10 protein-coding genes are annotated in these 13,385 nt (G+C 70.4%); 5 read left to right on the forward strand and 5 right to left on the reverse strand.

The features are described 5' to 3' along the window. Positions 1-73: 73 nt before the first annotated feature. Complete coding sequence (locus ACO2Q3_RS24965) at positions 74-1,837, reverse strand: ATP-binding protein (RefSeq protein ID WP_423311957.1); 1,764 nt, start codon at positions 1,835-1,837, stop codon at positions 74-76. A 271-nt stretch (positions 1,838-2,108) separates the two neighbouring features. Here ACO2Q3_RS24965 and ACO2Q3_RS24970 point away from each other — a divergent pair, with 271 nt between their 5' ends. The 4 genes from ACO2Q3_RS24970 (at position 2,109) to serA (ending at position 5,977) form a co-directional block, all read left to right on the forward strand. Next, entirely contained in the window at positions 2,109-2,447 is a 339-nt protein-coding gene (locus tag ACO2Q3_RS24970; RefSeq protein ID WP_423311677.1) for a hypothetical protein, read from the forward strand. Between the two features lie 77 nt (positions 2,448-2,524). Further along, positions 2,525-2,989 carry a hypothetical protein gene (locus ACO2Q3_RS24975; RefSeq protein WP_423311679.1) on the forward strand — a complete coding sequence of 155 codons (465 nt, stop codon included), beginning with the start codon at positions 2,525-2,527 and terminating at the stop codon, positions 2,987-2,989. 141 nt (positions 2,990-3,130) lie between these two features. Further along, positions 3,131-4,300 carry a phosphoserine transaminase gene (locus ACO2Q3_RS24980; RefSeq protein WP_423311681.1) on the forward strand — a complete coding sequence of 390 codons (1,170 nt, stop codon included), beginning with the start codon at positions 3,131-3,133 and terminating at the stop codon, positions 4,298-4,300. A gap of 99 nt (positions 4,301-4,399) precedes the next feature. Further along, on the forward strand, positions 4,400-5,977 hold the full coding sequence (serA, locus tag ACO2Q3_RS24985) for a phosphoglycerate dehydrogenase (protein WP_423311683.1): 1,578 nt from the start codon (positions 4,400-4,402) through the stop codon (positions 5,975-5,977). 41 nt (positions 5,978-6,018) lie between these two features. Here serA and ACO2Q3_RS24990 read toward each other — a convergent pair whose 3' ends face one another. Further along, positions 6,019-6,906 carry an AraC family transcriptional regulator gene (locus tag ACO2Q3_RS24990; RefSeq protein WP_423311685.1) on the reverse strand — a complete coding sequence of 296 codons (888 nt, stop codon included), beginning with the start codon at positions 6,904-6,906 and terminating at the stop codon, positions 6,019-6,021. A 95-nt stretch (positions 6,907-7,001) separates the two neighbouring features. On the opposite strand from ACO2Q3_RS24990, the gene ACO2Q3_RS24995 reads away from it, so the two are divergent. Further along, entirely contained in the window at positions 7,002-7,763 is a 762-nt protein-coding gene (locus tag ACO2Q3_RS24995; RefSeq protein ID WP_423311687.1) for an SDR family NAD(P)-dependent oxidoreductase, read from the forward strand. A 13-nt stretch (positions 7,764-7,776) separates the two neighbouring features. Here ACO2Q3_RS24995 and ACO2Q3_RS25000 read toward each other — a convergent pair whose 3' ends face one another. The 3 genes from ACO2Q3_RS25000 to ACO2Q3_RS25010 all read right to left on the reverse strand — a co-directional run bounded on the left by ACO2Q3_RS25000 (position 7,777) and on the right by ACO2Q3_RS25010 (position 13,278). Further along, on the reverse strand, positions 7,777-8,850 hold the full coding sequence (locus ACO2Q3_RS25000; protein WP_423311689.1) for a tetratricopeptide repeat-containing glycosyltransferase: 1,074 nt from the start codon (positions 8,848-8,850) through the stop codon (positions 7,777-7,779). Between the two features lie 19 nt (positions 8,851-8,869). Next, complete coding sequence (locus tag ACO2Q3_RS25005; protein ID WP_423311691.1) at positions 8,870-9,691, reverse strand: phytanoyl-CoA dioxygenase family protein; 822 nt, start codon at positions 9,689-9,691, stop codon at positions 8,870-8,872. Positions 9,692-9,993: 302 nt separating this feature from the next. Then, entirely contained in the window at positions 9,994-13,278 is a 3,285-nt protein-coding gene (locus ACO2Q3_RS25010; protein WP_423311693.1) for a carboxyl transferase domain-containing protein, read from the reverse strand. Positions 13,279-13,385: the final 107 nt, after the last annotated feature.

A 13,385-nucleotide genomic window follows, 5' to 3' on the forward strand; every position in this document is an offset into this window, starting at 1 on the left:
GCCTGGACACCCGTTCTCTTCCCCCTTTGGGGGAAGTCCCGCGAAGCGGGGAAGGGGGCTGCCGCGCGCCGCGCTACGCCGCCTTCGCCTGGCTTTCCCCGGCCAGCGCCCGGTTGAGCGCGTCGTACAGCTTGGCGATCTCGATCGGCTTGGAGACGTGGCCGTCCATGCCGGCGACCAGGTATTCCTCGATCTGGTGCACCATGGCGTTGGCGGTCAGCGCGAGGATCGGCGTGCGGTGGCGGCCCTCGCCGGCCTCGGCGGCGCGGATGGCCCTGGCGGCGGCGATGCCGTCCATGACCGGCATCTGGATATCCATCAGGATCAGGTCGTAGGCGCCCTTGCGCCAGGCTTCCACCGCGGCGCGGCCATCGGCCACGATGTCCAGCTCGACGTCCATCGGTTCGACGATCGCCTGCAGCACCTTCTGGTTCACCGCATTGTCCTCGGCCGCCAGCAGTCGGACGCTGCGGCCCTCGATCTCCTCGGCGGGGGCCGGCGCTTCCGGCGCGGCGGCGGCGTGGCCCTGGCTGAGCGGCAGCTCGGCGTAGAAGGTCGAGCCCTTGCCCTCCTCGCTGACCACGCTGATCGAGCCGCCCATCAGCTGGGCCAGCTCGCGGCAGATCGCCAGGCCAAGGCCCGTCCCGCCATAGCGGCGCGTGGTGGAGGAATCGGCCTGGGTGAACTTCTCGAACAGGCCGGCCATCTTCTCGGCGGGGATGCCGATGCCGGTGTCCGAGACCGACAGGCGGATGCCGCCGGCGTCGGCCGGCTCGAAGCGCGCCTTGACCTCGCCTTGCGACGTGAACTTCAAGGCGTTCGACACCAGGTTGGTGACGATCTGGCGCAGGCGGTCGGCGTCGCCGCGCCACACGCCGGCGGCTTCCGGCGCCACCTCGACACTGAAGCCGACGGACTTGCCCGCCGCCACGGCGTTGAAGGTGTCGCGCACGCTCTGGGCCACGCGCTCCAGTTCGAAGTCGCCGACCTCGAGGTCCAGCTTGCCGGCCTCGATCTTGGACAGGTCCAGCACGTCGTTGAGCACGGCCAGCAGCTGTTCGCCGGACTGGCGCACCACGGCCAGGCGCTCGCGCTGGGCAGGGGCGAGATCGCCGCGGTCCATCACCTCGGCCATGGCCAGCACCCCGTTCAGCGGCGTGCGGATCTCGTGGCTCATGTTGGCCAGGAACTGCGACTTGGCGACGTTGGCGGCGTCGGCGGCGTCGCGCGCCTCCACCAGGTCGGCCATGGTCTCGTGCAGTTCGCGATGGTTCTTGTCCAGCTGCGCCAGCAGGGCGTTGAAGCTTTCGGTCAGCCGGTGGAAGACGTCGTCCTCGGTCTCCTCGGCCACCGGCTTGAACTCGCCGCTGGCGGCCACTTCGGCCATGGCGTTGGACAGTCGCTCGACCGGGGCGGCCACGCGGCGCGCCAGCCCCTGGGCGACGAACAGGGCGATGCCGCTCGCCCCGAAGAACAGGGCGCCGGTCAGCGCCAGGAAGCGGGGCAGCAGCGCGGCGAGCGACGGCTCGGCCGATCGCATCTTCAATTCGCCAACCCGTGTGCCTGCCCAAACCACAGGCTGGCGAAACAGGTCTTCCTTCTGGCCGATGGTGTCGCGCGAGGGCGGCGGCGCATATCGGGCGACGAGCTGACTGTTGCGATCAAGCAGCTGGGCCTCGATCAGGCCCTTCTGGCTGCCCGCGGCCTCCAGCGTCTTCTCGGCGCCGCGGATGTCGCCGGTCGCCAGGGCGGGCGCGGCGGCGTTGGCGACCACCTGCGACAAAGTCGTATAGGAGTGCTTCGCCTCTTGGCGCGCGACGCTCCACTGTTGCAGCATGAAGCTCACGCAAGCCGCCACCAGCACCGCGACTGTCGTAACAATCGCGACGCTTGCGACACGCGCCTGGAATGGCGGGTGAGTAGCTTTGCGCATTTGCTGCCCGATATTAACCATAAGGTCGCGGATAAACGCGTTCCTGGTGTTTAATACCTGCGCATTCCTAACGCTTCGCTTCACAGGCGAAGACACGATGAATCTTTTCCCTGGACACACCTTAAGGTTTCGTTTACCTTGAGGCTTCCCATAAGGGGTTATCGGAGGGTGTTCCGTGGAAAAAGTGTTTGTTGCTCAACGCGTTGCTACGAAGCTCTTCGCGACCGAGAATGCGGTCGACGCGGCCCTGGCCGAAGCCTCAGAACTGATGGCTGACATGCTGCAAGCGCGGAAGGACCTTGGTCTGTCCGCGGTTTTCGGTGACACCGCGGCTGCCCGCGTCGTCGATGCGATCTCGGCGCTCAGCACCGCTCGCACCGCGATGGTGGCGGCCCACAACGAGCTGAACGAGTCGAAGCTGCGCATCGGCATCCGCGCCAAGATGGCCGGCTTCGAAGACAAGAGCAGCCTGTCGGTGGACCAAGAGCGTCCGACCATGCGGGTCGCCAGCTAATCAGATAAATCTCCGCAGCCACGGTTGCGGAAGATTAACTTGTTTCACGCCTCTGATGACTGTCAGAGGCGTGATTCATGTTTGGCACCATCTATTCGCAAATCGGTACAATTGTACTGATAGCCGCATTCGCCTTCGCGTTGTGGAAGGGCGATGCGGCTGAACGCGTCGGCGGCGGACTGAATCTGGCCGCCGGCCTGTTCGCCATGTTCCTTCACCCTCTTCTCAGCCCGGACATCCAGCCGGTGGCCCTGCTGGGCGTCGACGCCGCCCTGGCGGCCGGATTCCTGTTTCTCGCCATACGCTTCGCCAGCCTGTGGCTGGGTGCGGCGATGATGCTGCAGGCGGTGCAGTTCAGCCTGCACGCCTACTACATGGTCGCCGAAATCCCGCACAACCTGCTGTTCGCGCGCATCAACAACATCGACACCCTGGGCATCGTCATCGCCATCGTCGGCGGAACGGCGGTTTCCTGGCGCCGGCGCGTGCGCAAGCGCCGGCTCGAGGCGCAGAAGGCGGCCGCGGCCGCTTCCGAGGGGTGATCTTCCGCCGCGGCGGATGAGCGCAAGCCCGCGGGGCGAAAAATTTTCCGCTTGTGTTTGGGCGAGAACGGAGGCTTTTGCGCCCCGGGCCACGCCCTCCCAACGGGGCGCTGCTCATCTGCAAGGATGGGAGACATCGCTATGACGACCCTCGCCAAGCCGGCCATGCGTCCGGCTCGCCCCGAGTTTTCTTCCGGCCCGTGCGCCAAGCGCCCCGGCTGGTCCCCTGAAAATCTGCGCAATGCGGTGCTCGGCCGCTCGCACCGCTCCAAGCTGGGCAAGGGCAGGCTGCAGGCCGCCATCGACCAGACGCGCGCCGTGCTGCAGGTCCCGGACGACTACCTGATCGGCATCGTGCCCGGCTCCGACACCGGCGCCCTGGAGATGGCCCTGTGGTCGCTGCTGGGCCCCAGGCCTGTGCAGCTGCTGGCCTTCGAATCCTTCGGCAAGGACTGGGTGACGGACGTCACCAAGCAGCTGAAGCTCGACGCCGAGGTGCTGGACGCGCCGTACGGCAAGCTGCCCGACCTGACCAAGGTCCGCCCGGACGCCGACCTGGTGTTCACCTGGAACGGCACCACCTCGGGCGTGCGCGTGCCGAACGCCGACTTCATCGCCGCCGACCGCCAGGGGGTCACCATCTGCGACGCGACCAGCGCCGCCTTCGCCCAGGACCTCGACTGGGCCAAGCTGGATGTGGTGACCTTCTCCTGGCAGAAGGCGCTGGGCGGCGAGGCCGCGCACGGCGTGCTGATCCTGTCGCCGCGCGCCGTGGCCCGCGCCGAGAGCCACACCCCGGCCTGGCCGATGCCCAAGCTGTTCCGCATGACCAAGGGCGGCAAGATCAGCGCCGACATCTTCGAAGGCGCGACGATCAACACCCCCTCGATGCTGTGCGTCGAAGACTATCTGGACGCCCTGAAGTGGGCGGCGGGGATCGGTGGCCTGGCCGAGCTGAAGCGCCGGGCGGACGAGAACCTCGGCGTGCTGGCCGACTGGGTGGCCAAGACCCCCTGGGTCGACTTCCTGGCCGAGGATCCGGCGATCCGCTCCAACACCTCCGTGTGCCTGAAGGTGGTCGATCCCAAGGTCACCGCCCTTTCCGCCGACGCCCAGGCCGACTTCGCCAAGAAGCTGGCCTCGCTGCTGGAAAAGGAAGGCGCGGCCCTGGACATCGGCGGCTACCGCGACGCCCCTCCCGGCCTTCGCATCTGGTGCGGCGCCACGGTGGAGGCGGACGACCTGACCGCCCTGACGCCGTGGCTGGACTGGGCCTTCGCCCAGGTCTCCGCCGAACTGGCCGCCGCCTGACACCCTGACAACGCCCGGGCCTGAAGCGCCCGGGCGAGCTCCCCCCCTCACGCCCGCGGACCCTCTGGAGGGACGCGGCCCGCATACGGACATATCCCCATGGCTCCTCGCGTCCTCATCGCCGACAAGCTTTCGCCCGCCGCCGTCGAGATCTTCCGCGCCCGCGGCGTCGACGCCGACGTCAAGACCGGCCTTTCCAAGGAAGAGCTGCTGAAGATCATCGGCGACTACGACGGTCTCGCCGTCCGCTCGGCCACCAAGGCCGACAAGGAGGTGATCGCCGCCGCCAAGAACATGAAGGTGATCGGCCGCGCCGGCATCGGCGTCGACAACGTCGACATCCCGGCCGCCACCGGCGCCGGCATCGTGGTGATGAACACCCCGTTCGGCAACTCGATCACCACCGCCGAGCACGCCATCGCCATGATGTTCGCCCTGGCCCGCCAGCTGCCCGCCGCCGACGTCTCCACCCAGGCCGGCAAGTGGGAAAAGAACCGCTTCATGGGCGTGGAGCTGTACGCCAAGACCCTGGGCCTGATCGGCGCCGGCAACATCGGCTCGATCGTCGCCGATCGCGCCAACGGCCTGAAGATGAAGGTCGTCGCCTACGACCCCTTCCTGTCGCCCGAGCGCGCGGTGGAGATGGGCGTCGAGAAGGTCGAGCTGGACGAGCTGCTGGCCCGCGCCGACATCATCACCCTGCACACCCCGCTGACCGACAAGACCCGCAACATCCTGTCGGCAGAGGCCCTGGCCAAGACCAAGAAGGGCGTGCTGATCATCAACTGCGCCCGCGGCGGCCTGGTGGACGAGGCGGCGCTGCGCAAGCTGCTGGACGAGAAGCATGTGGGCGGCGCGGCGTTCGACGTGTTCGTCGAGGAGCCGGCCAAGGAAAACCCGCTGTTCGGGGCCGAGAACTTCATCGCCACCCCGCACCTGGGCGCCTCGACCAACGAGGCCCAGGAGAACGTCGCCCTGCAGGTCGCCGAACAGATGAGCGACTACCTGCTGACCGGCGCGGTGAGCAATGCGCTCAACAGCCCCTCGGTCAGCGCCGAGGATGCGCCGAAGCTGAAGCCGTTCATCGCCCTGGCCGAGAAGCTGGGCGCCTTCGCCGGCCAGATGGTCGACGTGGGCCTGAAGGGCATCGACATCGCCTACGAGGGCGACGTGGCCGCGCTCAACGTCAAGCCGCTGACGGCCACCGCCCTGGCCGGGGTGCTCAAGCCGATGCTGGCGCAGATCAATATGGTCTCGGCCCCGGCCGTGGCCAAGGAACGCGGCATTACCATCTCCGAAAGCCGCCAGGAAACCAGCCCGGTCTACGAGACCCTGATGCGCATCACGGTGACCACCGAGATGGGCCGCCGCGCCTTCGCCGGCACGGTGGTGGCCGGCGCGCCGCGCATCGTCGAGGTCAAGGGCATGGAGCTGGACGCCGCCTTCGCCCCGGCCATGCTCTACGTCAACAACCTGGACAAGCCGGGCTTCATTGGCGCCCTGGGCGGTCTGCTGGGCGAGGCGGGGGTGAACATCGCCACCTTCAACCTCGGCCGCGTCTCCGCCGGCGACGACGCCATCGCCCTGGTCGGCATCGACCAGACTCCCGATGACGCCCTGGTGGCCAAGATCCGCGCCCTGCCGCACGTCAAGGAAGTGCGCGCGCTGACCTTCTGAAGACGGCAAGCGGCCGCGCCGGCGCGTGCGCCGGCGCGGCCTCAGCTCACGTATCGGGTCGGCGGGGCGCCGAAGCGGCGGGTGAAGGCGATGCTGAACGAGTTGGCGCTGCGGTAGCCCAGCTGTTCGGCGATCTCGCCCAGGCTGCGGGACCGGTCGCGCAGCAAGGTCTTGGCGGTCGCCATGCGCCAGGCGGCGAGATAGGCCATCGGCGCAACCCCGACCACGCGGTGAAACCGCTCGAAGAAGGCCGACCGCGACAGGGCGGCCTCCCGCGCGAGCTCGGCCACGGTCCACCTGTGCGAAGGCGCTTCGTGAATCCGCCGCAGGGCCTGAGCCAGGCGCTCGTCGGCAAGCCCCTGCAGCAGGTTCGGGGCGGTCGAGACGCAGGCGGATGACCGCAGCGCCTCGATGAACAGCACTTCCAGCAGCCGCTCCAGCACGGCGTCGCGGCCCGGCCGCTGCACCCCCAGTTCCTCGCTGACCAGATGGGTGAGCATCGCCAGGCGCGTCTCGCCCCGGGCGTGCGCCAGCCGCGGCAGCAGCGACAACAGGATGTCGGCGTCCGGCGAGGCGAAGGCGCAATAGCCGGTCAGCAGACGGGCGTCCGGTGATCCGTCGATGCGTCCGATCCGGCACTCGCCGGTGGGCAGCTCGATGGCGGTTTCATCGAGGGTGTCGGGCGTCGCGTCCGGGCTGGACAGCAGGAAGCCGTCCGCAGACGGCACCAGGGCGAAGTCTCCCGCCTGAAGGATCACCGGCGCCTCGCCGTCCACGGCGAGCCGGCAGGCGCCCTGCAGCACGACGCAGAAGTAGGGGCGTCCGACCTCCTCGCGGCGAACGCCCCACGGGCCCGCGCCGTCCACGGCATGGGCCTGGGGCGACACGGGCTGCAGCAGGCGGACGATCTGGGAGAGAGGGTCCTGCAAGGCTGGACTTTCGTAAACGCATTGCGGACTTCGACCTATAGAACGTCCGGCTCCGCGCCACTAGGTCTGCAGCCTCAGACCCAAGGATCTCCGCCATGAGCCAAACCTCGCCCGTCGCCCTCGTCACCGGCGCCAACCAGGGTATCGGCCTGCAGATCGTCAAGGACCTGGTGGCGCAGGGCTTCGAGGTCTATCTCGGCGCGCGCCGGCTCGAGCGGGGCGAGGCGGCGGCGCAGGCGATCGGCGCGGGCGCCCATGCGATCCAGCTGGACGTCACCGACCAGGCGTCGATCGCGGCGGCGGCCGAACGCATCCGGGACGAGCAAGGGCGACTGGACGTCCTGATCAACAACGCGGCGATCTCGCGGCCGGCGCGGGCGCCCGACATGGACTACGCCGAGTATACCGCCCAGTCGAAGGCCAGCACCGTCCGCCTCGACGACGTCCGGGACGTCTGGGAGACCAACGTCTTCGGCGTGCTGGCGGTCACCCAGACGATGCTGCCCCTGCTGCGCGCGACGCCCGGCGCCCGCATCGTCAACGTCTCCAGCGGCCTCGGCTCGCTGACCGTGGTCTCCGATCCCAAACAGCCGCTTCGGAGCGAATATTCGCCCACCTACGCCGCCTCCAAGACGGCGATGAACGCGATCACCGTGGCCTTCGCCATCGAGCTCGAGGCGGAAGGGATCAGGGTCAATGCCGTGACCCCCGGCTTCGTGAATACCGCCATCAACAGCCACCGCGGGACCGAGACGGTGGAATCCGGGGCCGCGGAAGCGGTGCGCCTCGCCCTGCTGGGCAGCGCGGCGCCGACCGGCGGCTTCACCCACGCGACCTTCGGCGCCATCCCCTGGTGAGGCAGGGCCAGCCTCAGGGCTCGCCCAGCGCCCTGGCCATCTGCTCGACGTTCGCCCGGATGCGTTCCGAGCCGGGGGCCTTGGCCAGGGCCGCGCGGCCGAACGCCAGCGCCTCGCGCCGGTGGCCCAGCCGCCAGCCGCTGATCGCCGCCAGGTCCTCGGGCAGCACCGCCGACCAGGCTTCCGCGCCATAGGCCTGGGCCTGGTCGGGCAGGGCGGTCGCCTGGCGCGCTGCGGCCCAGCAGGCCTCCCAGCGCTCGGCGTGATAGTGGGCGCAGGCCAGGTCGGTCCAGGCGCCGCGCAGGGTCGGGTTCTCCTCGGCGGCCTGGTGGCACAGCCTGAGGGCGCGTTCGGCGTCGCCCCGGCCCCGCTCGCACTCGGCCATAAGCCGCAGGGTGGCGCTGCGCTCGGCGTCGAACATCGCCGGCGGCATGGTCAGGTAGCGCTCGAACATCGCCACCGCCTCGGCCAGCCGGCCGTGGAAGGCGTACTCGCGGCCGAGATAGTGCAGGCTGCGCCGGTCGTCGGGCCGCTCGGCCACGGCCATCTCGAGCAGCGGCAGGTACTGGGTGCGGGGCTTCTCCAGGTCCATGAACTGTTCGACCACCAGGTCGGCGGCGGTGGCGGGGCGGGCGGGGCCTCCGACCGGCGCCAGGTATTCGTGGCAGGGACCGGTCCAGCGGAACCCGCTGCGGGCGTGGATCCGGTTGTCGAGGAACCGGCGAGGCGCCCCGTCCGCCGTCCGGGCCCAGAGCGAGGTATAGTTGAGCTGGTTCACCGGGCCGACGAACGCGCGCTCGACGATGTCGCGCCATCCGGAGGGCAGCCGGTTGTCCAGATCCAGCGACACGCAGACATCCACCTCGGCCGGCACGAGCGCCAGGGCGGCGTTGCGCGCGTCGTCGAACCGCCAGGGCAGGATGCGGATGTCGTGCAACTGTGCGCCGAGAGCGCGGAACCGCTCGCCCGTGCCGTCCGTGGAGCCGGTGTCCGCCATCACCACCAGATCGGCCTCCGCCGCGCAGGCCATGTAGCCCTCGACGTTGTTCGCCTCGTTCAGGCAGATGCCGTAGACGGCGATCTTCAACTGTCGCCCGGGCGCGGCCTCAGGCGTCATAGAAGAAGGGCGCGTGCAGGCCGATCAGGGTCTTGTCGCGCGGTGTCCCGGCGCGGGCGGCGGCCTCCGGGGTGACGTGGCTGACCTCGCGGGTGGTCAGCACGCGCTGGGCGATGTCCCGGCGCGCGTAGTGCGCCTGCAGGAAGAACCGGCCGTAGCCGGGCTGGGCCGGCGTGCCGCGATGCCAGGCGTCGGACACGAACAGGATGGCGTCGCCGGCCCTGGCCGGCAGCAGCTGGATGCCGCGGCCTTCGAAGGTCAGCGCCATGCCCTGCTCGTCGGCGTCGCGCGGCGGCGAGCGGCCCGAGCGGTGCGAGCCCGGCAGGATGCCGGTGGGGCCGGCCTCCAGCGGGCAGTCGATCAGGAACAGGTGCATGCCGATGGCGAAGATCGGATAGGGGATCTCGTCCGGCCAGGGCACGCCGGCGGGGCGCGGCACATGCGGGCCGGCGTCGGTGTGCCAGCGCCCGCCCTGGTGGCCGGCGACGTTTCGCCAGGCGGTGTTGGCGATCACATGGCAGTCCTCGCCCAGCAGCGGTTCGATCACGTCAAGGATGGCGCGGCTGGCGATCGCCTGCTGCGACAGGGCCGAGCGGTTCAGCATGCCGTGCCGGAACTCGCCCAGGGTGTCCTGCGGCCGGTCGGCCTCGCTGGTCTCGAACACGCCGGTGATCTCGGCGTGCAGGGCGGCGACCTGGGCCGCGTCCAGCACATCCGGGAGGTGCGCCCAACCCTCCCGCTCGAGGTGGGCCGAGGCCTCGGGCGCCGGGTCCTTGCGCAGCGCGAGGTTGCCGTATCGACGAGTGATCATGCCTCAAGTATGGGCGCCGGATCGGCGGCGGCTCAAGACCTCTTCCCCCGCTTGCGGCGCCGCGCTCCGGGATCCACGGCGTGCGGCGACAGCTTGTCCTTCTCCCCTTGCGGGAGAAGGTGTCTTGCGCAGCAAGACGGATGAGGGGTCGACAAACGAATCCGGTTGGCGCGAGGCCGGCCTCTGTCTCGAACGGATCGTCCACCCCTCATCCGACCCGCTGACGCGGGCCACCTTCTCCCGCAAGGGGAGAAGGTCAAACTGGCATCCTGCCGGCTCTGCGGTCGGCAAATGCGCGGGCGCTACCACGCATCCACGAACCGCCGCCGCGGGCCGTGGCGGGGGCGGCTAGCCTTCAGCCCCTGGGCGATCCACTGGCGGGTGTCGGCCGGGTCGATCACGGCGTCGATCTCCAGCATGGCGGCGACGTTGATCGCCTTGCCGACCGCATAGAGATTGCCCAGCAGCTTGTCGAACAGGGCCTTCTGGGCCTCGGGATCGGTCTGCGCGGCCAGCTCCTTGGCGTAGCCCAGGCGCACCGCGCCCTCCAGGCCCATGCCGCCGAACTCACCGGTCGGCCAGGCGACGCAGAAGGTGGGGGCCAGGGTCGAGCCGCCGGCCATCGCCTGGGCCCCCAGGCCGTAGGCCTTGCGCAGCACCACCGAGAACATCGGCGTGCCCAGCCGCGCGCCATTGATGAAGAACCGGCTGGTCTTGCGCACCGCCGCCTGCGCCTCGCTGTCGGGACCGACCATGAAGCCGGGGGTGTCGATCAGCGACAGCACCGGTAGGTCGTAGGCGTCGGCCAGCTGCATGGCCCGCGCGCCCTTGTCCGAGCCGTCGCAGTCCACCGCGCCGCCCAGGTGCATCGGGTCGTTGGCGATCAGCACCATCGGCCGGCCCTCGATGCGGACGAAGCCGGTGATCAGGCCGGGGGCGAACGCGCGGCGCAGCTCCAGGAACGAGCCTTCGTCCGCCAGGGTCTCGATCACCTGGCGCACGTCGTAGACCCGAAGGCGGTTCTCCGGCACCGCGCGCCGCAGCTGGCGCTGGTCGGCGGCCGCCCAGGTCGGCAGCGCGCCCTGGAAATAGGACAGCGCCTGCTTGGCGATCACCGTGGCGTGGGCCTCGTCGTCGGCCACGACATCGAGCACCCCGTTGGCGGCCTGCAGGTCGACCGGGCCGATCTGTTCGGGGGTGAACACGCCCAGGCCCCCGCCCTCGATCATCGCCGGCCCGCCCATGCCGATGTTGGCGCCCTTGGTGGCGATGATGATGTCGCTCATGCCGGCGAACGAGGCGTTGCCGGCGAAGCAGCGACCGGACACCACGGCGATCTTCGGCACGATACCGGCCAGGCGGGCAAAGGCCTTGAAGCTGGGGGTGGCCAGCCCCGAGGCGCCGCCGCCGTCGGTGTCGCCGGGGCGACCGCCGCCGCCCTCGGCGTACCAGACCACCGGCAGCTCCTCCTGCTCGACGATCTCCAGCAGCCGGTCTGTCTTGCGGTGGTTCATGCCGCCCTGCGTGCCGGCCAGCACGGTGAAGTCGTACGCCAGCGCGGCGCAGCGCGCGGCCTCGGCCCCGAACAGGGCGCCGTTCACCTGGCCGACGCCGCAGACCAGGCCGTCGGCAGGGCTGATCTTCATCAGATGCTCGACCGGGTGACGCCGGCGCTGGGCGGCCAGGGCGAAGGCGCCATACTCCAGGAAGCTGCCGGGATCGACCAGGTCGTCGATGTTCTCGCGCACCGTGCGCTGGTTTCGGCTGCGGCGGCGGGCCACGGCCTCGGGCCGCGCCTCGTCGCGGGTGATGCGCCAGCGCTCCAGCGCCTCGGCGAGGTCGGGACGGATGAAGTCGAGGTCGACAGCCTCCTCCTGCAACGCCTCGGCGCCCTCGACCTCTTCGGGAACGACGAACAGGATCGGCTGGCCCTTCTGCAGCACGTCGCCCCGGGTCGCGGCGATCCGGGCGACACGGCCGCCGACGTCGGCGGTCACCACATGCTCCATCTTCATCGCTTCGAGAATGGCGATGGCCTGACCCGGACGGACCAGGTCGCCTTCCGCCACGTCGACCGAGCCGACGGTGGCCTGCAGCGAGGCGACCACCGGCTGGGCGCCGTCCGGATCGGGGATCGCCAGGACCGCCGGCTGCGGCGGCGCGTCGACGAGGGGCGCGGCGGGGGCGTCGGCGAAGATGCGCTGGCCCAGGGTCGCGGCCTTGGCCAGCAGCGCGCGGGCGTTGGCCTCGACGAAGCCGGTGGTGGCGCGGCCCGCCAGCACCTCGGGCTCGGTGAGGATGGCGCGCAGCAGGCCGATGTTGCTGTCCGCCCCCTCGATGCGGAACTCCGCCAGCGCCCGCTCCGTGCGCGCGGCCGCCTCGGCCAGGGTCTGCGCGCGGCCGATCACCTTGGCCAGCAGGGAATCGTAGTTGGGACTGGTCAGGTAGCCGGCGTAGCCGTAGCCGTCGACGCGGACGCCGGGGCCGGACGGCGGTTCGTAGGCGATCAGCAGCCCGCCGCTGGGCAGCGCCTCGCCGTCGGGCGTCAGGGTCTCCAGGTTGACCCGCGCCTGGATGGCGTAGCCACGGGGCCGAGGCGTCTCGGCCAGGCCCAGGGCCGCCAGGCTGGCGCCGCCGGCCAGCTGGATCTGCGCCTTGACCAGGTCCGCGCCGGTGACCTCCTCGGTGATGGTGTGCTCCACCTGCAGCCGGGCGTTGGCCTCGATGAAGGCGAACTCGCCGTGCTCGACGTCGACCAGGAACTCCACCGTGCCCAGGGTGCGGTAGCGCACCGCCGCGCCGAGCGTGGCCGCCGCGTCGTGCAGCCGCGCGCGCAGGGTCTCGGTCAGGCCGGGGGCGGGGGCGATCTCGACGATCTTCTGGTGGCGGCGCTGCAGGCTGCAGTCCCGCTCGCCGAGCGCCAGCACCCCGGTCCGGTCGCCGGCGATCTGCACCTCGATGTGCCGCGCCCGCTCGATGAACCGCTCGGCATAGAGGGCGCCGTCGCCGAACGCCGCCTCCGCCTCGCGGCTGGCGGCGGCATAGGCGGCGTCGAGCTCCTCCACGGTACGAACCACGCGCATGCCGCGCCCGCCGCCGCCGGCCACGGCCTTGATCATCATCGCCGAGCCCTTGGGCAGGCGGGCGAAGAAGCCGTGCATTTCCGAGGGCGAGGCGCCGCCCGCCGTGCCGTCGATCACCGGCACGCCCTTCTTGGCGGCGAGGGCGCGGGCCTTGGCCTTGTCGCCGAACGCGTCCAGGGCTTCGTGCCCCGGGCCGATGAAGGTCAGACCCGCCTCGCCGCAGGCCTGGGCGAAGGCGGCGTTCTCCGACAGGAAGCCGTAGCCGGGATGCACCGCGTCGGCGCCGGCGGCGCGGGCGGCGGCGATCATGGCGTCGATGTCGAGATAGGCCCGCGCGCCGGTTCCCGGCAGGGCGACGGCCACGTCCCCGGCCTTGACGTGCAGGGAGCGGGCGTCGTCGACCGCGTGCACCATGGCCGTCTTCAGGCCCAGCTCCCCCGCCGCCCGCGCGATACGGATGGCGATCTCGCCGCGGTTGGCGATCAGCACGCTCGAAAAGCCCATGCGTCCCTCAAAATCGAACAGTCGTTTGAGCCAGCATAGGGCGCCCGGCCGGGGATGGAACCAGCGCTGTCAGGCGAAGGTGTGTGTGGCTTCGCCGCCCGACCATG

This window comes from Caulobacter sp. KR2-114 (assembly GCF_049446115.1).
Lineage (GTDB): Bacteria > Pseudomonadota > Alphaproteobacteria > Caulobacterales > Caulobacteraceae > Acaudatibacter.

Excerpts from the sequence above, each read along its gene's own strand:
- ACO2Q3_RS25010 (WP_423311693.1), bottom strand. The coding sequence starts at position 13,278 with ATGGGCTTTTCGAGCGTGCTGATCGCCAACCGCGGCGAGATCGCCATC.
- ACO2Q3_RS25005 (WP_423311691.1), bottom strand. The coding sequence starts at position 9,691 with ATGATCACTCGTCGATACGGCAACCTCGCGCTGCGCAAGGACCCGGCG.
- ACO2Q3_RS24965 (WP_423311957.1), bottom strand. The coding sequence starts at position 1,837 with ATGCTGCAACAGTGGAGCGTCGCGCGCCAAGAGGCGAAGCACTCCTAT.
- ACO2Q3_RS24980 (WP_423311681.1), top strand. The coding sequence starts at position 3,131 with ATGACGACCCTCGCCAAGCCGGCCATGCGTCCGGCTCGCCCCGAGTTT.
- ACO2Q3_RS24995 (WP_423311687.1), top strand. The coding sequence starts at position 7,002 with ATGAGCCAAACCTCGCCCGTCGCCCTCGTCACCGGCGCCAACCAGGGT.
- ACO2Q3_RS24975 (WP_423311679.1), top strand. The coding sequence starts at position 2,525 with ATGTTTGGCACCATCTATTCGCAAATCGGTACAATTGTACTGATAGCC.
- serA (WP_423311683.1), top strand. The coding sequence starts at position 4,400 with ATGGCTCCTCGCGTCCTCATCGCCGACAAGCTTTCGCCCGCCGCCGTC.